Annotated in this window: 19 protein-coding genes; 13 read left to right on the top strand and 6 right to left on the bottom strand. The window is 59.1% G+C overall.

Going from position 1 to position 22,615, the window contains the following annotated elements; genetic code table 11:
* Positions 1–3: 3 nt before the first annotated feature.
* Positions 4–1,020 carry a DNA topoisomerase IB gene (locus tag HRR99_RS21070; protein WP_233124750.1) on the top strand — a complete coding sequence of 339 codons (1,017 nt, stop codon included), beginning with the start codon at positions 4–6 and terminating at the stop codon, positions 1,018–1,020.
* A gap of 6 nt (positions 1,021–1,026) precedes the next feature.
* Here HRR99_RS21070 and HRR99_RS21065 read toward each other — a convergent pair whose 3' ends face one another.
* Positions 1,027–1,632 (bottom strand): hypothetical protein, encoded by a 606-nt coding sequence (locus HRR99_RS21065; protein ID WP_233124749.1) that lies wholly within the window; start codon positions 1,630–1,632, stop codon positions 1,027–1,029.
* Between the two features lie 315 nt (positions 1,633–1,947).
* Between HRR99_RS21065 and HRR99_RS21060 the strand changes: the two genes are divergently transcribed.
* The 6 genes from HRR99_RS21060 to HRR99_RS21035 all read left to right on the top strand — a co-directional run bounded on the left by HRR99_RS21060 (position 1,948) and on the right by HRR99_RS21035 (position 11,327).
* Complete coding sequence (locus tag HRR99_RS21060) at positions 1,948–3,609, top strand: phosphoethanolamine transferase (protein WP_233124748.1); 1,662 nt, start codon at positions 1,948–1,950, stop codon at positions 3,607–3,609.
* A gap of 82 nt (positions 3,610–3,691) precedes the next feature.
* Positions 3,692–4,345: a response regulator gene (locus HRR99_RS21055; protein WP_111841727.1), complete on the top strand. Its 654-nt coding sequence runs from the start codon at positions 3,692–3,694 to the stop codon at positions 4,343–4,345.
* 4 nt (positions 4,346–4,349) lie between these two features.
* Positions 4,350–5,678, top strand: a complete 1,329-nt coding sequence (locus HRR99_RS21050; protein ID WP_233124996.1) for a sensor histidine kinase — start codon at positions 4,350–4,352, stop codon at positions 5,676–5,678.
* Between the two features lie 70 nt (positions 5,679–5,748).
* Positions 5,749–6,837: an RHE_PE00001 family protein gene (locus HRR99_RS21045; RefSeq protein WP_233124747.1), complete on the top strand. Its 1,089-nt coding sequence runs from the start codon at positions 5,749–5,751 to the stop codon at positions 6,835–6,837.
* Between the two features lie 189 nt (positions 6,838–7,026).
* The gene (locus HRR99_RS21040; RefSeq protein ID WP_233124746.1) at positions 7,027–8,184 is read left to right on the top strand and encodes an efflux RND transporter periplasmic adaptor subunit; all 1,158 of its coding nucleotides are present in this window, start codon (positions 7,027–7,029) and stop codon (positions 8,182–8,184) included.
* Complete coding sequence (locus tag HRR99_RS21035; RefSeq protein ID WP_233124745.1) at positions 8,181–11,327, top strand: efflux RND transporter permease subunit; 3,147 nt, start codon at positions 8,181–8,183, stop codon at positions 11,325–11,327. The genes HRR99_RS21040 and HRR99_RS21035 overlap by 4 nt, the downstream gene beginning before the upstream one ends.
* Positions 11,328–11,336: 9 nt before the next feature.
* Here HRR99_RS21035 and HRR99_RS21030 read toward each other — a convergent pair whose 3' ends face one another.
* Both HRR99_RS21030 and HRR99_RS21025 read right to left on the bottom strand, forming a co-directional pair.
* Complete coding sequence (locus tag HRR99_RS21030; protein ID WP_233124744.1) at positions 11,337–12,647, bottom strand: HlyD family type I secretion periplasmic adaptor subunit; 1,311 nt, start codon at positions 12,645–12,647, stop codon at positions 11,337–11,339.
* Complete coding sequence (locus tag HRR99_RS21025) at positions 12,634–14,451, bottom strand: type I secretion system permease/ATPase (protein ID WP_233124743.1); 1,818 nt, start codon at positions 14,449–14,451, stop codon at positions 12,634–12,636. Before HRR99_RS21025 ends, HRR99_RS21030 begins: the two co-directional genes overlap by 14 nt.
* 26 nt (positions 14,452–14,477) lie before the next feature.
* Here HRR99_RS21025 and HRR99_RS21020 point away from each other — a divergent pair, with 26 nt between their 5' ends.
* From HRR99_RS21020 to HRR99_RS20995, 6 genes are all read left to right on the top strand, one after another.
* Positions 14,478–14,648 carry a hypothetical protein gene (locus tag HRR99_RS21020; RefSeq protein WP_233124742.1) on the top strand — a complete coding sequence of 57 codons (171 nt, stop codon included), beginning with the start codon at positions 14,478–14,480 and terminating at the stop codon, positions 14,646–14,648.
* Positions 14,649–14,751: 103 nt separating this feature from the next.
* A complete protein-coding gene (locus HRR99_RS21015) occupies positions 14,752–15,495 on the top strand; it encodes a FadR/GntR family transcriptional regulator (RefSeq protein ID WP_233124741.1) in 744 nt (247 codons plus the stop codon).
* 260 nt (positions 15,496–15,755) lie between these two features.
* Complete coding sequence (locus HRR99_RS21010) at positions 15,756–16,778, top strand: ABC transporter permease (protein WP_112499296.1); 1,023 nt, start codon at positions 15,756–15,758, stop codon at positions 16,776–16,778.
* A complete protein-coding gene (locus HRR99_RS21005; RefSeq protein ID WP_233124740.1) occupies positions 16,778–17,662 on the top strand; it encodes an ABC transporter permease in 885 nt (294 codons plus the stop codon). The genes HRR99_RS21010 and HRR99_RS21005 overlap by 1 nt, the downstream gene beginning before the upstream one ends.
* A gap of 3 nt (positions 17,663–17,665) precedes the next feature.
* On the top strand, positions 17,666–18,502 hold the full coding sequence (locus HRR99_RS21000) for an ABC transporter ATP-binding protein (protein WP_111841717.1): 837 nt from the start codon (positions 17,666–17,668) through the stop codon (positions 18,500–18,502).
* Positions 18,502–19,266: an ABC transporter ATP-binding protein gene (locus HRR99_RS20995; protein ID WP_233124739.1), complete on the top strand. Its 765-nt coding sequence runs from the start codon at positions 18,502–18,504 to the stop codon at positions 19,264–19,266. Before HRR99_RS21000 ends, HRR99_RS20995 begins: the two co-directional genes overlap by 1 nt.
* Positions 19,267–19,276: 10 nt before the next feature.
* Here HRR99_RS20995 and HRR99_RS20990 read toward each other — a convergent pair whose 3' ends face one another.
* The 3 genes from HRR99_RS20990 to HRR99_RS20980 are packed head-to-tail and all read right to left on the bottom strand — an operon-like array spanning position 19,277 to position 22,471.
* Positions 19,277–19,972, bottom strand: coding sequence for an FkbM family methyltransferase (locus HRR99_RS20990; RefSeq protein WP_233124738.1), 696 nt, complete (start codon positions 19,970–19,972; stop codon positions 19,277–19,279).
* 51 nt (positions 19,973–20,023) lie between these two features.
* A complete protein-coding gene (locus HRR99_RS20985; RefSeq protein ID WP_233124737.1) occupies positions 20,024–21,955 on the bottom strand; it encodes a putative bifunctional diguanylate cyclase/phosphodiesterase in 1,932 nt (643 codons plus the stop codon).
* 9 nt (positions 21,956–21,964) lie between these two features.
* Positions 21,965–22,471, bottom strand: coding sequence for a putative pterin-binding protein (locus HRR99_RS20980; RefSeq protein WP_233124736.1), 507 nt, complete (start codon positions 22,469–22,471; stop codon positions 21,965–21,967).
* Between the last annotated feature and the right edge of the window lie 144 nt (positions 22,472–22,615).

Genomic DNA, 22,615 nt, shown 5'->3' with positions numbered 1-22,615 from the left:
CCCATGAACGAGCTTCCAATTCGCATCCTGAAAAAAGTCGGCTTGACCTATGTCAGCGATCAGGAGCCAGGTATTTCCCGTGAAAGACGCGGCAAGGGCTTTTCCTACCGCCTGCCGGATGGCGGTCTTCTCTCCGACAAGATCGAGATCACCCGCCTGAAATCTCTCGGCGTGCCGCCCGCCTATGAGCGCGTGTGGATTTGCATCGATCCGTCAGGCCACTTGCAAGCCACCGGCTACGACGCGCGGGGTCGCAAGCAATACCGATACCACCCGGACTGGCATGCGCTGCGTGGCGAAAACAAGTTCTATCAGCTCAAAACGTTTGGAGAAGCGTTACCCGCAATCCGTCGACGCGCAACCGCCGATCTTTCGAAAAATGCACGTAGCGCCGATGTCACTCTTGCGGCGCTCGTCCTGTTGCTGGATGCAGCCTATCTGCGGGTCGGCAACAAGACCTATCTCGAAACCAATGGCACCTATGGCGCAACGACGTTGTTGAAAAAACACGTGTCGTTTGGAGAAACCATCGAACTGCGTTTTGCAGCCAAGGGCGGACAGAAGGTTCAGCGCAAGCTCAAGCATCCGCGCCTGCAGCGTATTCTCGAAAACATCGCCGATCTTCCCGGCAGGCAGCTGTTCGTCTGGCAGGATGAAAGCGGCATGGTCCATCCCGTCGATTCAAGCGCGCTCAACGCCTATATCTCGCAAAGCGCTGGCGAAGGCATTTCCGCCAAGACATTCCGCACCTGGGGCGGGACGCTTGCCGCCTTCGGACATGCCGTCCGCGCCCTTGGCAGCGCCGAGCGCCCAACCATCAAGGGCATGTGCGTGGCCGCTTCCGAAGAGCTTTCCAACACACCGGCCATCTGCCGTAAAAGCTATGTCCACCCCGCCGTGCTGGACCTTGCAACGGAAGAAAAGTCGGTCAGGCGTCTGGAGAAAATTCTGGGTAGCGATCTGAAAACGATAACCGGGCTCAGGGCCGATGAGCGCAGGCTGCTGGAATTCCTGCCATAAGCCGCATCAACGAAGCGACACGTCCACCACCATCTTTGCGGGCTCGATGATCTCGTATGTGCACTGAAACGCTTCCGCAGCGACACGGTAAGTGTCGCTCTCATCGTCTTCTACCTGCACGATGGCGTCGCCGGGTAACGCGATCATCGTTTCGCCCCACGGGGCGCGGAAATTGAACGGGCCGATCTCATCGGTCACGATGAAGTAGCGCATATTGCTGCCCTTGGGTTCGAAAGTGCGATACCCGGCAGCATCGGGCTCCGTAAGGGGCTCGCCATAGCGCGTCGGAAAATTGCGCGCCTTGACCAGAATTTCTTCGTTTCCGGTTTCCTCGCAGCGGTTGCGAACGACCCAGTCGCCGTCTTCGGCAGGCTTGGAGCGGGTTTCCACGCCCTGACCCTTGATGAAGGTAATGACGATTTCACCCAGCGATGCCGGACGCGCATCGACCAATTTCGTCTTTCGTGCAACGCCTGTCATATCGGTTTTCTTGGCTTCGGCCATCAGCGCGATCTGATCCTTGCGCGGCACTTCATCGAACGCCGACGCTGCGACCGGAAACAGCAACGGGACGAGCAAAAGCAGCTTTTTTGACAGAACCAACGGAGCCATCTGAATTCCATTCATAGCGGCGGGACGTGACCTGAGAAGTTTGGCCGTGTGTGCAATGCAAAAACGTGACGGGAAGATCACGCAGAAATGACTTTACAGATATGCCGCCAAAGGAAAACGGCGCGTTTTGAAGGGTAGATTTTAACAATCCTTAACAGGCCGATTTTCCGCAGCGCAGCATGCACCGACCCTGCACCTGACAGGTTCGTTCAGTTTCATGTCAGGTAGATGACACATCCCGTGCTCATTCGCCGATGATGCCAGCACTCAGTGCCTTGCGCATCCCACGGCACAGGCAGTGGAAAGATAAGACATATGGCACTTTCGGTTCAGGGAATAAAAAGCGGGCGCAGCGATGTCAGACGCCCAGTGGTCGGCAGCGTAACACTCAGCGTCATCACCGCACTCTACCTGTTGTTTTTTACCAATCACACCTTCTGGGCCAAGGTTCACACCTATCTTTCCGCCTATCCAGTGGCCATTTTCGGCCTCTATGTCGCGATGATTGCAGCCTTTTCTGCGGTCTTCATCTTCTTTTCAGTCAAGTATCTAACCAAGCCCATCTTCGCGGTGCTGATCGTTATTTCAGCCGTGTCGTCATGGTTCATGGATCGGTTCGGCGCGGTTATCGATAGTGATATGGTGCGCAATGCTTTCGAGACGACGCAGGCCGAAGCGGGCAACCTGATGACGCCAGCCTTTGCGCTGCATCTGGCGCTCTTTGCTGGCATCCCCCTTCTTCTGCTCGCCATCGTGAAGATCGATCACAGGCCGTTTTTCAGCAAGGTCCTGTGGAATTCGCTCAGTATCATCTGCTGCCTTGCCGTCGTGGTTGCCGTTGCTGCGGCAAACTCCAAAACCTTCACCACCGCCGTCCGCCAGCACAAGGATATCGTCAAGAGCCTCAACCCGATGACGCCGATCTCCTCGACGGTCCATTATTTCTCGCTAGCGGATAAGGAAGCAAAGCTCACCGTTTCACCGACGGGTCAGGACGCCAAGGTTATGCCAGCGCTGGGCAGCGTTACCAAACCGCGCATCACCGTCATCGTGGCTGGTGAGACCGGACGTGCCGTCAACTTCTCGCTCAATGGATATGCCCGCGAAACAAATCCTGAGCTTAAAAAGCGCAACGTCGTTTACTTCCCAAGCACGGTTAGCTGCGGCACCTCAACCGCCATCTCTATTCCCTGCATGTTCTCCCGCTTTCCGCGTTCGGAATACACCCACAGCAAGGCGCTTTCCAACGAGAACGTGCTCGATGTGCTGGTTCATGCAGGCGTCGACGCGCGCTGGTGGGACAACAACACCGGCAGCAAGAACGTTGCCGACCGCATACCCTATTTCGATCTGACGGCGTCGCTCGATCCGAAATTCTGCCCCACCGGTGAATGCCGTGACGACATCTTCCTCGATCGGTTGGACAGCTGGTTGGATGGCATCACCAAGGACAGCGTCATCGTTCTCCACCAACTGGGAAGCCACGGCCCGACCTACCACCTTCGCTATACGGACGAGTTCAGGAAGTTCACGCCGGATTGTCAGACCGCCGAATTGCCCGACTGCAAAGACAATGAAATCGTCAACGCCTACGACAACACCATCCTCTATACAGACCATTTCCTCGCGAGCGTCATCGACAAGCTGAAGGCACGCTCCAACAAGCTGGCAACCGGCATGATCTACGCATCAGACCATGGTGAGTCGCTCGGCGAGAACGGCATTTACCTGCATGGCGCGCCCTATCTTCTCGCCCCTGCCGAACAGACCCATGTTCCATTCCTTGTCTGGTTCGATGACGATTTTGCCAAGTCCATGGGTCTGGATGCCGCCTGCATGATGAAGGAAGCACAGGCGGGCGGACGCTCGCACGACAACTTCTTCCACAGCATTCTGGGCATGATGAACATATCGACTTCGGTCTACGATCCCTCGCTGGATGTGTTCAGTGCCTGCAAACGCAGACCCTCGGCTTAGAAACAGGACGCTTGACGGGGCAAATCACGCAGCATACCCACTATCAGGGCCATGGATATTCTGGTCTGAAAGCGAGGTATGCTTGCGTGTTCTGCTTGTCGAAGACGACCATGTTCTGGGTGAAGCGCTGCGCGACCACGTGGCAGCCGCCGGGCACGCCGTGGACTGGTTCAAAACCGTGGCAGATTCCATTGCAGCAACCGAGACCGTCGGCTATGGCCTGATCCTGCTCGATCTTCGCCTGCCGGATGGCGAGGGCCTGACGATCCTGCGGCAGTTGCGGCAGCGAAACGATCCGGTACCGGTCATCATTCTCACCGCCCATGATCAGGTCTCCGACCGCATCGAGGGCCTGAATGCCGGTGCCGACGACTACCTCGTGAAGCCGTTCAATCTGGGCGAACTCACCGCGCGCATGCTGGCGGTTTCGCGTCGATACGAGGGGCGGTCTGCGCCGGTGGTCAAGTTGCCGGGCATCGAGATCAACCAGGTGGCCCGCAACATCGTCGTCAACGGCACGGCGCTGACGCTGAGCGCCAGAGAGTGGGCGGTGCTGGAAAAGCTGGTGGAGCGGCCCGGTGCCGTGGTGTCCAAGGCGCAACTGCACGAGACGCTTTACGAATTCGGCGCCGAGATCGAAAGCAACACGGTCGAGGTCTATGTCAGCAGGTTGCGCAAGAAAATCGGCTCCGACAGGGTGGAGACAGTGCGTGGCCTTGGTTACACGATCAGGTAGACAGATGAAGCGCAGCGACAGCATGACCCGCCGCATGGTGATAGCGCTGACGAGCGTCGTGGCCCTCTCATGGCTCGTCGCATCGTCGCTGGGCATCATGGTCATGCAGGATGAATTCGCCGAAATCTTCGACAGCAGCGTGCAGGAAACCGCTGAAAGACTGCTGCCGCTGATCGCCGATGATCTCAAGGAACGAACGCCCGAAGCAGAACGCGCGCTGGTTCAGCCGACCGTCGGCGAGGAATACCTGACCTATCAGGTGCGCGACAGCGAGGGCGAGGTTCTGCTGCGCTCCCGCGACAGCGCCTACGAACCCTTCGACGTGCCGCTGACACCCGGCTTTGCCGACACCGCGACCCAGCGCATCTATACTGTCGCAACGGAAGATGGCAGCCTGGTTCTTCAGATGGCGGATGCCTTCGCCAATCGTCGCGAAGCCATCGTTGAGGCTGGCACGGCGCTCATCCTGCCGCTGCTGCTTCTCATTCCTGCCAGCATCATCGCGGTTGTTCTCGTCGTCAGGCGAACGCTCGCACCGGTACAGACGCTTCGCGACGAAATCGGCCGCAAGGACAGCGGCAACATGGTGCCGGTCGATGACGCGCATTTGCCCGCCGAACTGCATCCCATCGCCCGCTCGGTCAATCTGTTGCTGGAGCGATTGCGGGCGGCGCTGGAATCGGAGCGCGCCTTTGCATCCAACAGCGCCCATGAGCTTCGCACACCCATCGCCGGTGCGCTGGCACAGGCGCAGCGCTTGCAGGCCGATATTCCTCCCGAATTTGCCCCCCGCGTTGGCCAGATCGAGCGGTCGCTGTCGCATCTTGCGCAACTGGCAGAAAAGCTGTTGCAGATGTCCCGCGCCGAAGCGGGCATCGGGACCGCCGATACCGAGACGGATCTCCTGCCGATCGTCGAACTCGTGCTGGAGGACATCGGTCGCTCGGAACTCGGCGCAAAACGCATTCAGCTCCATCTGCCCGCCGAGGGCCAGCTTCGTGGCATGATCAACGCCGATGCTTTCGGAATCGTGGTGCGCAATCTGCTGGAAAATGCGCTGGTACACAGCCCGTCCGGCAGCACCGTCGATATCCACATCGGCACGGACAATACGTTCCGCGTCGTCAATCACAGCGCCATCATCGGCAAGGCGCTGTTGCCGAAGCTGACCACCCGTTTCATGCGGGGCGCAACCGAGGCCACCGGCTCCGGGTTGGGGCTAGCCATCGTCCACCACCTCGTTCAGCAGATGAATGGAACGCTGCACCTCGCTTCCCCCGCCACCGGTCGCGATGACGGTTTCGAAGTGAAGGTCACACTGCCCAACTTATAAAGACGGGCATAAAGCCTATGAAAGTCAATTCCCAGATTGTTTTCATATCGCCCGCATTCTATCAAATCCCATGCTTTACGATGTGAACCGATTGCCGTTCGCTACCTTGATGTCGCCCTGCGCCCGCGCAACGGATGCACTGGCGCGGCTGGATGAACGCATCTCACGCTCGCCCTTTAGGGAAGGTTTTCTGGAACGACAGGATTTTCAGGACGCAGCGGCCTCCATGTGGGTGGATGGCGAGCTCGTCCATATTGAAGACCTCGTTCTCCACGATTCCCATATGGACATCCGCGCCCCGACCCATGAGCTGACCATCGCCAACCGCATATTGCGGGCGCGACGGCAGATTTTCACCCATGAACCGAAATGGGCTCTCAGCCCGCCGGGCGTGTCGCGTCTGCGCGGTGAAGAGCCGGTGGCCGAGACAACCCCGGTTCCACAACAGATCGCATATCTGGACGAAGAAGCCGAGGACACCCTCCTCAGCGACGAGCTCTCCGCCATCGACAGGCTCATTGCGCGCAGCACCGCAACACTGGAAATCATCGCGAGAGACGAGCGCCCGCCATCTCACGCAACACCAGAGCCTCTGACGCGTGATCCCGACTGGAACGAAGACGAGCGGCTGGATGAGTGGCGAACTATTCTCAAATCCACGGCAGGGCTTCCGGCAACTTTGCGTGCCGTCATCGCTCTTGATGCCTGGCAGCGGCTGGAAGTGCTGCAACGCAGCCCATGGCTGGGGCGTCAACTCGCGGCGGCTTTGCTGCGGGAAGACGGACTGACGCAGGCGCATCTCATCACACTCAACACCGGTCTGCGCGCCATTGCCAGAGAGCGGCGCAATGCCGCCAGCCTGCCAGAACGGCTCATCGCCTTTCTGGATGCCATCCATGAAGCAGCGACACTTGGCATGAAGGAACATGACCGCCTGTTGAACGCCCGCAGCCGCATGGAGCGAAAGCTCGTCGGACGTCGCTCCAATTCGCGCCTGCCCGATCTTATCGCGCTCGTTCTGGCCCGCCCGGTCGTTTCCACCTCGATGATTGTCAAAGCGCTGGGCACTACGCCGCAGGGCGCGGTGGGTCTCGCCAACCAGCTCGAGTTGCGTGAGATGACGGGGCGCGGTCGTTTCCGCGCATGGGGCGTGCTCTGAGCCGCACCCAAAGCGCGCCCACCGCCCAGAATTGCAGCTTCATCATGCCTTCATCAAATTGAGCATCTGAGGGTTGAAGCGTTTCTAAATTATTGGTCATAAAGCAGAATTCGGGCTATCCGGCACACTCCCCGCTGAACCAAATGCCATGCCGCAGCGTTTATCGAGCGCTTTCACGGAGTGGCATGCATGAAAAAACCTTTGGTTCAATTGCGTGCCCTGTCAGGCACGGGCAAATGGGTTTCTCTTCTGGCTGGAATCGCGGCCTTCCTCCCCAACCCATCGCATGCCGATGACACCCCCGCAGTTCCCGTCACCGCCATAAAGGCAACCACTGAAACGCTCGACCGCGTCATCAACGGCATTGGAACGGTCGCGCCCTTGCAGTCCGTCAATGTGCGCCCGCGCATCGATGGTCAGGTTTTGGATATCGCCTTCACCGAAGGCCAATTCGTGGAAAAGGGAGCCGTGCTGCTGACGATCGATGACCGCGAACTGGTCTCGTCGCTCACCTCCGCCAAGGCCAAGAAGGCGCAGGACGAAGCGCAGCTCAACAGCGCACGCACGGATGCCCAGCGTTATGCAGCCCTTGCCGAAAAGGGTGTCGCCTCAGCCTCGACGCTGGAGCAGAAAAACGCAGCCAGCGAGCAATATGCGGCAGCGGTGCAGTATGACGATGCGCAGATCAAAAATGCCGAAACGCAACTCAGCTTCGCTACCGTCACCGCGCCGATTTCGGGCCGCACCGGCTTCAAGCAGACCGATGTCGGCAGCATCATCAGCGCCAATTCCACCGATGGCATCGTCACCATCACGCAGATGGACCCCATTGCAGTGTCCTTCGTCGCACCCGGCGACCGGTTCGGCGATATCCGCGAAGCGATGAAGCGCGGCATCGCGCAGGTGAAGCTGGTCAGCACGGACGGCAGCCAGACGCTGGCCACGGGCAACCTCACGACCATGGACAACGCAGTGGATGCCTCCACCGGCTCCATTCACCTGCGCGCTACCTTCGACAACAAGGACGGCAAATTGTGGCCCGGCCTTCCAGTGGCAACGATCCTGACCGTCGACAAAAAGGATGGCGTGGTCGTTCCCGACAAGGCGCTGGCGCGAGGCCGTGACGGGCTCTACGCCTATGTTGTCGACCCCAAGGGAAAGGTTGCGAAGAAAACCGTCAAGACGGCTTATGTCACGGACGCGCGCGCTCTGGTGACGGAGGGTATCGGCGATGGTGATCAGGTCGTCATGGATGGCCAATCGCGCATCGGTGATAGCGATCAGGTGACCGTCACCCCATGGACGGGATCGCCGACCGGCGAGCTAGCGGAACAGGCCAAGCCATGACCGAAACGCCGCAGCAAGCACCAGACAAGACCAAGGCAGGTTTCTTCGATTTCTTCATTTTGCATCCGATTGCCACCAGCCTGATCATGGCAGGTATTTTTCTGCTCGGGGCGATCTGCTACCCCTTCATGCCGGTATCGGCACTGCCGCAGATCGATTTTCCCACGGTGCAAATCGCTGCCAATCTTCCCGGCGCATCGCCCGACACCATGGCCTCCAGCGTTGCCCAGCCGATTGAAGAAGCGCTTTCGCGGGTCAGCGGCATCACGGAAATGACCTCTAACAGCTCGCTCGGCACCACCTCGATCACCGTGCAGTTCGGGCTGGATCAGGACATCCAGACGGCGGCAAGCGATGTTCAGACCGCCATTAGCGAAGCCGCTGGTCAGTTGCCCAAGGACATGACCTCGCTTCCGACCGTTCGCAAGGTCAACCCTGCCGATGCGCCCGTTATGCAGCTCTCTGCCAGTTCCGACACCCTGACCCTGCCGGAACTGGATGAATATATCGAACGCAATGTGGCCTCCAAGATAGGCCAGGTCTCCGGCGTTGCCTTCGTCAACATCGGTGGAAAGCAAAAGCCGGCAATCCGCATCGCGGTCGATCCGGGCCGGTTGGCGCAGGCCGATGTCACCATGGAAGACGTCAGAACCGCCATCGGCAATCTCAGTCTCAGTGCGCCCAAGGGCAACATAGACGACGCCACCCGCACCTTCCCGATCTACACCAACGACCAGATCGGCACCGCCGCCGAATGGAACGACGCCGTCATCGCCTATCGAAATGGCGGTCCGGTGCGCATTCGCGATATCGGGCAGGCGGTCAACGGTGCCGAAGACAACAAGATGGCCCACTGGACCAACGGTGAACGCGGCATAGCGCTCGACGTTTTCCGCCAACCCGGCGCAAACGTCATCGCGGTGGTCAACGCGGTCAAGGACCAACTGCCCGCCTTACAGGCATCGCTGCCCAAGTCCGTCAAACTCGAACTCGTCACAGACCGCACCTCGACGATCCGCGCATCTGTGGAGGACGTTCAGTTCACGCTGGTGCTGACCATCGGGCTCGTGGTCGTCGTCATCTTCCTATTCCTGCGCAATCTGCGCGCCACCATCATTCCCGTTCTCACCCTGCCCATCGCGCTGGTCGGTGCGCTCGCGCCCATGTGGCTGCTGGGTTTCAGCCTCGACAATCTGTCCCTGATGGCGCTCGTCGTTGCCGTCGGCTTCGTGGTGGACGATGCCATCGTCATGCTGGAAAACATCACCCGCCATATCGAAGACGGCATGGAACCGCTGGCCGCCGCGCGCCAGGGTGCGGGCGAAATCGGCTTTACCATTGTCTCCATCAGCCTGTCTTTGATCGCCGTGCTGATCCCCATTCTGTTGATGGGTGGCATTGTCGGACGTCTGTTCCGCGAATTTGCCGTGACGCTCACCCTCGCCATCATCATCTCCGCCGTCGTCTCGTTAACGTTGACGCCCATGCTTGCTTCGCGCTTCATCCGCCCCGTCGATGAGGGCAAGCGTGGCCGTTTCTACAAGGCCGGTGAAGCCTTTTTCGAGGGCCTCACTACGCTCTACATTCGCAGCCTGAAACCCGTGATACGCCATAGATACATCACGCTGACGGTGTTTCTCGCCACCATTGCGGCCACGGGCTATCTCTTCGTCATCGCGCCAAAGGGCTTCTTTCCCGAACAGGATACCGGCTTTATCGCCGGTCTCTCGCAGGCATCGCCCGACATTTCCTTCACCGAAATGGCGAAGTTGCAGGAACGCGTCAGCGCGATCATCATGAAGGACCCTGCGGTCTATAGCGTCTTCATGGATATTGGCGGCGGCAATGGCGGCAATGCGCTCAATCAGGGTCACGTCAACATCACCCTGAAACCGTTGGAAGAACGCGATGCCAGCGCCAAGCAGGTGATCGACCGGCTGAGTTCAGCGCTCAATGTGCAGCAGGGAATCAAGCTTTTCATGCAATCGGCGCAGGACATCAATATCGGTGCCCGCCCTGCCAAGACGCAATATCAATTCACCCTTCAGGACGCCAATATCGAGGAACTGGGTGACTGGGCCGGAAAGATCACCAGCCAGTTGCAGGGCCTGTCCCAGTTGCGCGATGTCGGCAGCGACCAGCAGGCCGAAGCGCCCAATCTGTCCATCAAGATCGACCGCGCAGCCGCCACGCTCTTCGGCGTGCTGCCATCTGCCATCGACGATACGCTCTACGACGCCTTCGGCCAGCGGCAGGTCGCATCCTACTCCACACAGACGGACACGTTCCGGGTCATCCTCGAAATCCTGCCCAGTCTGCAACGGGATATCGCCACCCTTGAACGGCTTTCCGTGCGCGCCAGCAATGGTACGCTGGTGCCGCTCTCCAATGTTGCGAAGTGGTCGACGGACGGCGTTTCGCCGGTGTCCATCTCGCATCAGGGCCAGTCACCTGCCGTTACCGTCTCGTTCAATCTGGCACCCGACGTCGCATTGGGCCAGGCCACGGCATCCATTGAAAACGCCGTTGCGCAGATGCAGCCACCAGCTTCACTGCAAACCAGTTTCTCCGGCAGCGCCAAGGCTTTCAAGGATTCGCTCGGCACGGTGCCTCTGCTCATCCTCGCGTCACTTGTTGTGGTCTACATCATCCTCGGCGTCCTCTACGAAAGCCTCATCCATCCACTCACCATTCTGTCCACCCTGCCCTCGGCTGGCCTCGGCGCGCTTCTTGCTCTCCAGATCGCAGGCTTCGATTTCGGGCTAGTTGCCATGATCGGGGTGATCCTGCTGATCGGCATCGTCAAGAAAAACGGTATCATGCTGGTGGACTTCGCCATTCAGGCAGAGCGTGAAGAGGGACTGAGCAGCGAAGACGCCATTATGAAAGCAGCCCATATGCGCTTTCGTCCCATTCTCATGACGACAATGGCCGCACTTCTCGGCGGGCTGCCGCTCGCTATCGGCCACGGCTCAGGCTCGGAACTGCGCCAGCCTCTCGGCTACGCCATCGTCGGCGGGCTCCTCGTCAGCCAGTTGCTGACGCTCTACACCACGCCGGTTATCTACCTTCTGCTCGACAAACTGCGCGGTGGAAACAAGGCTGAAAACATATCGAGCGCAGCAACACCCAGCGCAGCATGAGGACGTTCCTCACTCCTCTCGAAAGGCGCGGTTGATCTGGTCTGTCAACGGTTTGACCAGATAGGACAGCGCCGTTCGATCCTCCGTTTTGATCATCGCCTCGGCTGGCATGCCGGGAACGATCCTCAAGCCTTTCAACTTGTCCAGTTCAGCCTTCGTAACCATGAGCCGGACGGTGTAATAGCTAGCACCAGTCCTCTCGTTGGTCGCGAGATCGGCTGCGATGCGCGTCACATGCGCCGTCACCTGCGGCGTCGTTCGCTGGTTGAAAGCAGACAATCGCAACATTGCTTCATGTCCGAGGCTGATCTGATCTATATCCTTCGGCGCGATCTGCACCTCCAGCGTCAATTGATCATCTTCCGGCACGATGGACATGATGGCCTCCGCCGGACTGATGACCCCGCCCACGGTATGGACCGCAAGCTGATGGACGATGCCGGATTGCGGTGCGATGATATCGATGCGTTTTAGACTGTCTTGCGCAGAAATCCGCCGCTCGACATATTCGCCCATCTGCGCCTGCACGTCGCTCAGTTCGCGCCCGACCTCGGATTTCAGGTCCTGATCAACCTGTAGAATTTGCAGCCTCGTCTCGGAAATGCGCCCCGCCGCCTGCGCCTGATAGGCGATCTTTTCGCCCCGCTCGCCGCCAAATGTCGCCATCTGCGTCCTCAAGCCATTCAGACGTTGGTCGGAAACGATGCCCTGCTGCTTCAGATTGGTGAGCGAGTTGATCTCCGTATTCAAAACCGCGATGCCATCCGTATAGGCCACTTCCTGCGCCTTCAACCCGTCGATCTCGTGCTGAAACTGCGCCACACGCTCGAGCAATTGCGCCTTCTTGCCTTCACGAGACTGTCTGCGAAACTCGAACAGCCGCGTTTCGCTGTGAATGGCGGCGGCGACATCCGGGTCATCGCTCCGCTTTGCGAGCTCATCGGGAAAGTCGATCTGCGGCAGGTCGTCCCGCTCGGCTTCCAGCCGCGCCAGCCGCGCAGTCAGCTCATCCAGCCGCTTGGTGACGATGGCGAGGTTGGCGCGGGTCTGCGTCGCATCTAGCCGCATGACGACGTCCCCGGCCTTGACGATATCCCCATCCTTCACCAGAATTTCACCGACGACGCCGCCGGTCGGGTGCTGGACTTTCTTGACGTAGGAATCCACGACGAAATGGCCAGACGCAACGACGGCGCCGGATAGCGAAGTGCCCGCTGCCCATGCACCTGCCCCACCCACCAGTACGACACCAGCAAACGCACCGGCCAAAAGGTGACGGCGAATGGAGCGGCTGACGTCGTAACCCCTAGGATTTGGCATCGTCGCGCTCCCGTGTTTCGATGGTCTCTTGCGCTGTTGCGCGCAGCGGCTTGACGCCATAGGCCGTGACGGGAAACCCCTTCGGTGGCGTGGGTTCAGGTGGGCTTGCGCTTTTCAGCACCCTGGCAAGAACCTCGTCACGCGGTCCAAACGCTTTCTGCTGGCCGCCATCCATGACCAGTACCAGATCGACCACGCCAATCGCGCTGGGACGGTGGGCGATGACGACCGCGATGCCACCGCGATTGCGAACGGCACCGATAGCATTGACGACGGCGGCCTCACCCTCGGCATCCAGATTGGCATTGGGCTCATCCAGCACCACCAGAAACGGTAGCCGGTAGAGCGCGCGCGCAAGCCCGATGCGCTGGCGCTGCCCCGCCGAAAGTGACGATCCCGCCTCACCGATTTGGGTTTCATATCCCTTCTCGAAGCGCAGGATGAGATCATGGGCGCCAGCGGCCTTTGCGGCATCGACAATGGCTTTGTCTTCGGCATTGTCATCGAAACGAGCGATGTTTTCGGCAATCGTGCCATCGAACAATTCCACACCCTGCGGCAGATAGCCGATATGGCGACCCAGCATTTCCCGGTCCCACTGGTCGAGACTTGCGCCATCGATCCGCACTTTACCCGATGCCGGTGCCCAGGCATTGACGAGCGCGCGAGCGAGCGTGGATTTGCCCGAGCCGGAGGCACCGATGATGCCCAGCGCGCTGCCCGCCCGCAGCGAAAAATTCACGCCGATAACCGTTGCCCGCTTTTCGCCGGGCGCAACGATGGCAAGGTTTTCTGCGCGTAATTCCTTCACCGGCGGCGGCAGTGCCGTCAGGTCCGCGTCCTGCGGCACATTGGCCAGCAATTCCTGCAAACGGCTCCAGCTTTGCCGCGCCATCAGAAACGGACGCCAGTTGGCAATGGCCAGATCGACAGGCGCCAGCGCCCGCCCCATCATGATCGAACTGGCAATCATGATGCCGCCGGTCGCCTCCTGACCGATGACGAGATAGGCGCCCACCCCCAGAATGGCCGATTGCAGCATGACGCGCAGTGTCTTCGACACGCCCCCAAGCCCGTTGGAAATGTCCCCCGCCGCGCGATTGGCAGTCAGATAATCACCATTGGCCTTGCTCCAGCGCGCTGCGATGCGCCGTTCCATACCCATGGCCTGCACCACCTCGGCATTGCGGCGCGCCCCTTCCAGCAGGGCATTGCGGCGCATGTTGTGCGTCATGGTTTCCCGCACGGGCCGGTTGGAGAGCGCATTGGTCAGAAGCGTCAGCGCAACCAGAACCACGGCCCCGACCAGCGCCGTCATGCCGATCCAAAAGTGGAAGAGAAAGCAGATGCCGAGATAAAGTGGCATCCATGGCAGGTCGAAAAAGGCGTTGGGGCCTTGGCCGGACAGGAAGCTCCTGACATTGTCGAGGTCCCGCAGCGGCTGCAACCCGTCGCCCGGCATGCGTGTCAGCAATGGCAGGCGCACCACGGCACCATGGACACGGCCCGACAATCTGTTGTCGAACTGCTCGCCCACCCGCAGCAGCACGCGGGCACGGATGATTTCCAGCGCCGCTTGCACCGTGAACATCGCTGCGGCCAGCACCGCAAGTCCGACCAAAGTCGGCACGCTGCCGCTGGCCAGAACCCGATCATAGACCTGCAACATGAAGAGCGGCGATGTCAGCGCCAGAAGGTTGACGACGCCGCTGATCAGAGCAGTTGCCGTGATAACCCATTTGAGAGCAGGCGTTGCCGCGGCAGCTTCACGCTGCAACGGTGACCGCTTCGAAAATTCGACCAAGTTTAAATTCCGCAGGCCCAAGCAATATGTTCGACGATACCGGCAATCCACACAGCTCCGGTATCATCCGCGATCAGGATCGACCCGGGCCCAACCGGGAGGTATCATCGCGAGAGCGCACCGTGGATGTAACGATTTGGCAGGTCACGGATTTTTCAGCGCACAGTCAGGGTAGTCGCCGCCTGCCCGCGCTGTAAACCCTCATACCGTGCCATTGGAAATTGAGGTAGACAAGAAAACTTGCATTGTGGCGCTGAGTCGCTAACATACCAGACAGGTAACAGGCAGGTGAGGCACACAATGGACGCAGCAAGCACGACTGAGCGAGGGACTTCCCTCGCGTCCAAGATCAGCACCGCCTTACGGCGTGATCTGGTGGGCGGCGTGTTTCTGCCCGGCGACAGGCTGCCGAGCGAGAGTGCGCTGACACGGGAATATTCCGTCAGCCGAACCGTCGTGCGTGAAGCCATCGCCATCCTGCGTGCCGATGGTCTGGTCGAAGCGCGCAAGGGCGCTGGCGTGTTTGCCTTGCAGGTTCGCCAGGAAAAGGACGAGCCCTTCAAGGATTTGACCACCGAGCGCATCTCCTCCGTCATCGAGCTTCTGGAATTGCGGACCGTGTTTGAGGTCGAGTCAGCGGGTCTTGCCGCATCGCGCCGCTCCGCTACGCAGATCGAAGCCATTCTGGATGCGCATAACCGTATCGGCGACTGTCTTTCGCAGGGAAACCCGACACGCGACAGCGATTTCGACCTTCACTTCAAGATTGCCGAAGCCACGCAGAACCGACGTTTTCCAGAGTTTTTGCGCCTTATCCGGTCCGGCATCATCCCCCGTGGCGAATTGCAGGGTGCCGAGCCCGGCTCGCGCCCGAAAGACTATAATCTGCACTTGCAGGAAGAGCATGCCCGTATCGTGGACGCGATCATCGAAGGCGATGCGGAAGGCGCGCGCGAACAGATGCGCATCCATCTGCGTGGAAGTCTGGAACGCTACAAGGTTCTTCTGCGGTCCAAGACCGCCCATGTCGAAGACAAGACCTGACGCCAGTAACGCGCCTGAAAACGCTTCACCAACGCCCATGATGTCCGGTCGCTAACACACACAGGGCAACGCCGCGCGGCATCTTTCTTCTACCGGGAATGGAGAATACAAAGCCGCAATACCCTGCGCAGCAACGTCCTTCCAACCCATGTCGCAACCCTATGAGCCGCGCTTGACAGATAGGATGACATGTGACAGGTTTTGCGAAACTTGTCAGACATGAAGCGTTCGCTTCCGGAGGACTGGCAGAGGGAGGAACAATGACCATTCGGAGCCCGCGCCTTGCCGGCGCGGTCGGGCAAATCGGCACCATTGCCATCACGTTGCTCGGCCTGCTTTTGCTCACCTTCTTCATCGGACGTCTGATGCCTGCGGACCCTGTCCGCGCCATCGTCGGTGAAGATGCGACCCGCGAAACCTATGAGCAGGTTTTCCGCTCGCTGGGTCTCGACAAGCCGATCTGGCAGCAATTCTTCTATTATCTCGGCGATGTCTTCACCGGTAATTTCGGCACATCCATCAGAACCGGCCAACCTGTCATTCAGGATATCCTGCATGTCATGCCCGCTACCATCGAGCTTGCCACCTTCGCCATCATGATCGGCGCAGGCCTTGGCGTGCCTATGGGCGTCTTTGCCGCCGTCAACAAGGATCGCTGGCCCGACCATCTGGTACGCGTCGTCAGCCTGTTCGGTCATTCCATGCCCATCTTCTGGACCGGCATGATCGCGCTGATCGTCTTTTACGCGAAGCTCGACCTTGTCGGCGGCAGCGGTCGCATGGACCAGTTCTACATCGGACTTGTCGATGAGCGTACAGGCTTCCTGCTGATCGACAGCCTTCTGGCGGGTGACATGGATGTCTTCTGGTCCGCCGTCAATCACCTCATCCTACCCGCCTCGCTACTGGGATATTCCTCTTCCGCCTACATCACGCGCATGACCCGCAGCTTCATGCTCGACCAGTTGGGCCAGGAATATGTAACGACGGCGCGGGTGAAGGGGCTTTCCAGCCGCCAAACCATTTGGCGGCATGCCTTTGCCAATATTCGCGTGCAACTCGTCACCATCGTGGCGCTTGCCTACGGCTCGCTTCTGGAAGGTGCAGTGCTGATCGAAACAGTGTTTGCGTGGCCGGGCTTTGGCCAGTACCTCACCAGCAACCTGATCACCGGTGACATGAATGCCGTGATGACCTGCGTTCTCATCGTCGGCGTCATCTTCATCGGCCTCAATCTCCTGTCCGATATTCTTTATCGCTTCTTCGACCCGAGGACACGCTGATGACCGCGCAAGCAGAAAAAATCAGGCTCCCCGCCTCCGTAAACGCGCTGAAGAACATTGTTCTCTTCCTGTTGCGCAGCCCTACCTCGACCTTCGGCCTCATCGTCCTTGCCATCCTGATCCTCGCCGCCATCTTCGCACCGCTGATCGCCACGCATGACCCTTACGTGCAGGACTTGACGAATGTGCTGAAAGCACCCGGCGATGGCCATCTGTTCGGTACGGACGAACTGGGCCGTGACATTTTCAGCCGCCTCATCTTCGGTGCGCGCATCACGCTCACCATCATCTTTCTCGTCTCCATCGTGGTCGGCCCCATCGGGCTCATCATCGGCACGGCGTCGGGCTATCTCGGCGGCAAGTTCGATACGGTCATGATGCGCATCACCGATATCTTCCTGTCGTTCCCCAGCCTGATCCTGTCCCTGGCCTTCGTTGCCGCACTGGGCCCAAGCCTTAACAACGCCATCATCGCGATTGCGCTGACCTCATGGCCGCCGATTGCCCGCCTTGCCCGCGCCGAAGCGATGACATTCCGCAACGCCGATTATATCGCCGCCGCAAGACTTCAAGGCGCATCGCCCATGCGCATCATCGTCAAGTCGATCATGCCCATGTGCCTACCGTCGGTCCTCATCCGCCTGACGCTCAACATGGCAACCGTCATCCTGACAGCCGCCGGTCTCGGCTTTCTCGGCCTTGGCGCACAGCCACCCTTGCCGGAATGGGGCGCGATGATCGCCACGGGCCGCCGTTACATGCTGGATAACTGGTGGCTGGTCACGTTCCCCGGCGTCTCGATCCTCTCTGTCAGCCTTGCCTTCAACCTTCTGGGCGATGGATTGCGTGATGCGCTCGATCCCAAGCAGATGAACCGGAGATAAGCCATGGAACGGACCATTCTGGACGTCGAAAATCTCCGCATTCGCTATGGCGGCTCCCCAACGGAAGCCGTGCGCGGCGTGTCCTTCACCTTGGGCCGGGAGAGACTGGGCATCGTCGGCGAAAGCGGCTCCGGCAAGTCCACCGTCGGACGCGCGCTCCTGCGCCTCCTGCCGGGTGCGACAATCACCGCCGATACGCTTCGTTTCGACAATGTCGATCTTTTGTCACTATCTGAAAAAGAGATGCTGAAAATCCGCGGCAGACGCATGTCGATGATCCTTCAGGACCCGAAGTTTTCGCTCAACCCAATCAGGCGCGTCGGTGATCAGGTGGCCGAAACCTATCTGCGGCATTTCAGATGCACGAAAGCAGAAGCCAAGATCAAGGCGCTGGTCATGCTGGAAGCGGTCAAAATTCGTGATCCCGAACGGGTCTATGCACAATATCCGCACGAGATTTCCGGCGGCATGGGCCAGCGTGTCATGATTGCGATGATGCTCTTGGCAGACCCCGATCTGGTGATCGCCGACGAACCGACCTCGGCGCTGGATGTCACGGTGCGTTTGCAGGTTCTCAATATTCTCGACGGGCTGGTTCGCGACCGCGGCATCGGCCTCATCATGATCAGCCACGATCTCAATCTGGTGCGCAATTTCTGTGACCGCGTTCTCATCATGTATGCCGGTCAGGTGGTCGAAACCCTGTCGGCCCGCGATCTCGATAGCGCGCAACATCCCTACACACGCGGCCTTCTGGCAGCTCAGCCCCGCATCGGCGGCAGCCGTTCGCCGCTTGCGGTGCTGGACCGTCGCCCGGAATGGCTGGAGGAAAAAGTCTGATGTCAGTGTCCGTCGAAATCAGAGATCTATCGATCACCTTCGGTGATGGCCCAGCCGCCGTCAAAGTCCTGCCCTCGGTGTCCTTTTCGGTCAAACCAGGCGAATGCTTCGGCTTGGTGGGTGAATCAGGCTCGGGCAAATCCACCGTGCTGCGTTGCGTCTCCATGCTCACGGATTTCTGGAAGGGCGAGGTCCTGATCGACGGAAAATCGGTCCGCGACATACCGCTGATAGACCGTTGTCGCACCCTGCAAATGGTGTTTCAGGACCCTTATGGCTCGCTGCACCCACGTCAGTCGGTGCACACCGTTCTGAACGAGCCCCTCACCATCCACAAGCTCGACAACAAGGAAGAGCGGATGCGCAAGGTCATCACCGATGTCGGCTTGCCGGTATCGTTTCTGGACCGCTTTCCGCATCAACTTTCCGGCGGTCAGCGCCAGCGTGTTGCCATTGCCCGCGCGCTTATCCTCGAACCATCGCTGCTGTTGCTGGACGAGCCGACGTCGGCGCTCGACGTCTCCGTGCAGGCGGAAATCCTCAACCTGCTCCAGCGCCTGCGAGAAGAGCGCGGCTTCACCTACATCATGGTAACCCATGATCTGGCGGTGGTGGACCATATGTGTGATCGTTTCGCGGTCATGCTGCGCGGCGAGGTCACCGAAATTTTGCCACGAAGCGCGATTGCCGGTAATGGCGCAACGCACCCTTACGCCCGCGAGCTCATCGGCGCATCGCTGGAATATGAGGGCGCGAACGCTTGAGAGACGAGCCTCAATCCACGTCGGGATCGTATTCTCTCGGCGTGTTGTCTTTCGAAAACAGCACACAGGGTCCGCGTGAGCCGCGCGGATCATAGGAATACCCCTTCAGCGCCAGCGCCTGTGTAATGTCGCGGATGCCTGCCAGATGGTAGAGGTGGTCGTGCAACTCCACGAAAATACGCTCCACGCCCTCCAGCTTGGCATTCTGCAACAGGTCGTGCTCGGCCCCTTCGATATCCATCACCAGCGCATTGATGCGATGTTGGGCAATGAACGCGTCGATATTCTCTGAGGGTATTTCGATCCGGTGCTCGTAAGGCCCCTGATTTTCATCCATGGATGACATCCACAGGTCCTTGCGCACGTAAAACGGATGCACATGTGGCGCGTGGGCCGTCAGCAGGCCCTGCGAAAACACCACATTGTCAGGGCAGTTGGCCTTGATGACCCGCTCGGCCAGCGCTGCGGTTCCCGGGTTGGCCTCGAAGGCCCAGACCGACACGTCCTCGATGCCGGCAATGATGGACGTGATGATGCCGATGCCGGAGCCCAGTTCCAACACGCGATCGCCCGGCTTGATGGCTTTGAGAATGCTGCGGGCTTCTTTCGCCTCGTAGCTGCCATCCTCCAGCGCTTTCCAGATGACGGGAGAAACCTCTGTTGTTGCCAGATCCAGTTTCACCCCATGCACGTCAAGCCGTTCCATTTTCAAAATTCCTTTTGGGCAGCGCCCTGATATAAGACTGTTATCGATGGTTCAAATCGCGCGGCGAAAGACATTCAGCCTGTCGGCAGGTGACGGTCTTCCAATCAGATAGCCCTGCATCTGGTCGCAGCCAAGACGGGTCATGCAATCGAATTGTTCCTGCGTCTCGATGCCTTCCGCAATCGTCGTCATGCGCAGGCTCTTGGCCATGCCGACGACAAACTCGACAATCGCCAGCGCATCCGTATCGGTCGCAACATCACGCATGAAGGACTGGTCGATCTTGATCTTGTCGAAGGGTACGCCGCGCAGATTGCCCAGCGACGAATAGCCGGTGCCGAAATCGTCCATGGCGATCTGGATGCCGACATCCTTCAGCTTCTGAAGCGTGTCGAGCGTCTGTTCACTCCTGTTCAGCAGCACGGATTCGGTGATTTCCAGTTCCAGCCTGCTGGCATCTAGCCCACTCTTGTCCAGAGCATCAACCACATTGTTGATCAGGCTCGTGCTGTGAAACTGAACCGGGGAGAGGTTGATCGCCACCTTCAGATCACCCTTCCAGGATTTGGCTTCTTGACAGGCCGTATCCATCGCCCACTTGCCCAGCGAATGAATAAGACCGGTCCGCTCAGCCACGGGAATGAAGGCGGATGGCGGCACGCTACCGCGCACGGGGTGCGTCCAGCGCAGCAGAGCCTCGAAGCCACATATTTCACGGCTGTTGGTCAGCATTTGCGGCTGGTAGTAAACTTCCATCTCGTTGTTCTGCACAGCCGTCTGCAAATCCGCCTCGAAAGAGCGTTTCTCGGTCAGTTGCTGCTGCATGTGGACTTTGAACACGCTGACGCGGCCAGGCCCCATCCGCTTGGACTCGTAAAGCGCGAGATCGGCGCGTTTGAACAGCTCATCGGCATTGGTCACATCGCTCGATACGGCAATGCCCACGCAGGTGCCGATCTTGATTTCAAGCTCGCCCAGATTATAGGGGTGACTGATCTGCGCTATCAGCGTGTCGGCAAAGCCAATCGCTTCATCTTCGTCTAGACCGCTGGTGATGACAGCGAACTCATCGCCACCCAGACGGCAGACCATATCCCCCTTGCCCAACAGCGACGACAACCGCGTGCCGACCGCCTGCAACAGTGCATCACCCACGTCGTGGCCCAACGTATCGTTGATGTCCTTGAAGCCATCGAGGTCCAGCAAAAGAATGGTGGCCGTGCGCTTGTCTGCCGATGCCAGCCTGTCGTTCAGTTCCTTGCGGAACAAGGATCGGTTGGGCAGTTCGGTCAGCGCGTCGTGATAGGCGTCGTGCTCCAGCCGCGCGTTGTTTTCCTTCAGCTCCAGCGTCGCTGCGCGCAGATCGTCTGTGAGGCCGCGCATGTCCTTGTGAGCGCGGTCGAGAAGATTGTTGTGACGGTTCAGCAGAAGAATGAGCGCGACACCGCAGACGATCAGACCGCCAGCCAGCCCGGTAAAAATCATGTGCAACGCGCGCACTTCGGAATGCGCGTTATCGACAACGGCGACATCATAGGCAACGGAGGAGGACGCAAGGGTCGTCAGCGGCCCATCCAGCTCCCGCATCGTTTCCAGTATCGGCTTGACGGCGGCGGGCTGTAGCGTGTCGATCTGGCCATCGAGATCATGCAGAACGGTGTTCAGCGACGCGACCAGTTCCTTCCACTCGGGGCGCTCGGCAATGAAAGCTCCCAGATTGCCCTGGTTGAGAAGCTCCAGCCTGCCCAGCATCAAATCCATGCGCAGACGCAGATTGTCACGCGTGACGAGATCCGAGTCCATAAGGAAGCCATAGAGATTGTTCTGGAGGCGCAGATATTCCGAAACGGTCTGGCTCACCGCCCATGAGTCATTATATCTGGCAAATTTCTGTAGCGCGGTTTGCCGCTGCGCAATGACATAGGCTATATAGCCCGTCGCCAGAACGAAGCAGCAAATGATAACCGCCAATACTTTGCGCAATCGGCACCTTTATTCGACTTTAAGCTTTGCAACCTGCCACGCGGAGCGGGTGTAATATGTTTGTGTTTGAAGCTCTGCAGAAGTATCATAGGGATATATCACGAAGAGTGGGCCTTTTTCACGGACCTCCATATAATTTCCGTCCCGCTTCATGGCCAATATGACCTTGAATTTGTCGATGTCGGACATGGGCAGCGTACTGACATAATCGTTGAGCGCAACTGCCGTCACTGTCGTACCCTTGGCACCCACGAACTCCAACAGTTTTTTCAACGGCACGCCTTCGAATCGCGTCAGCCCGTCATACCATGGCGAATGCGTTTCGACCGTGACAAGGCCGATCGCCTCCAGCATGTCGCGGTCGAATGTCGCGACACCCTTGCCGTTGGTGTTGGCGATGTTGCCGGAGATCGACAGAATGGGTTTGCCCGCTGGCTGTGGCAAACTGTCCGCATGAGCAGAAGACAGCCATGTGAGTGCCAACATGGCGCTGAGAATGAACCGCACGATAGGCATAGACTTGTTCCCTCGATAGAACCGCCCGGGCTGACTTCCGTCAAACATCGGATCCTGCTCAAACCTTATATCAGCAATTCACGATATGCGTGATGAGATTTTTTCCCAAAGTGCAGGCTGAAGAACCGGACGTCAGATCGAGCA

Origin of the sequence: Agrobacterium vaccinii (assembly GCF_021310995.1) — a bacterium.
Classification (GTDB): Bacteria; Pseudomonadota; Alphaproteobacteria; order Rhizobiales; family Rhizobiaceae; genus Agrobacterium; species Agrobacterium vaccinii.
This window is presented reverse-complemented; position numbering and strand designations above follow the sequence as displayed.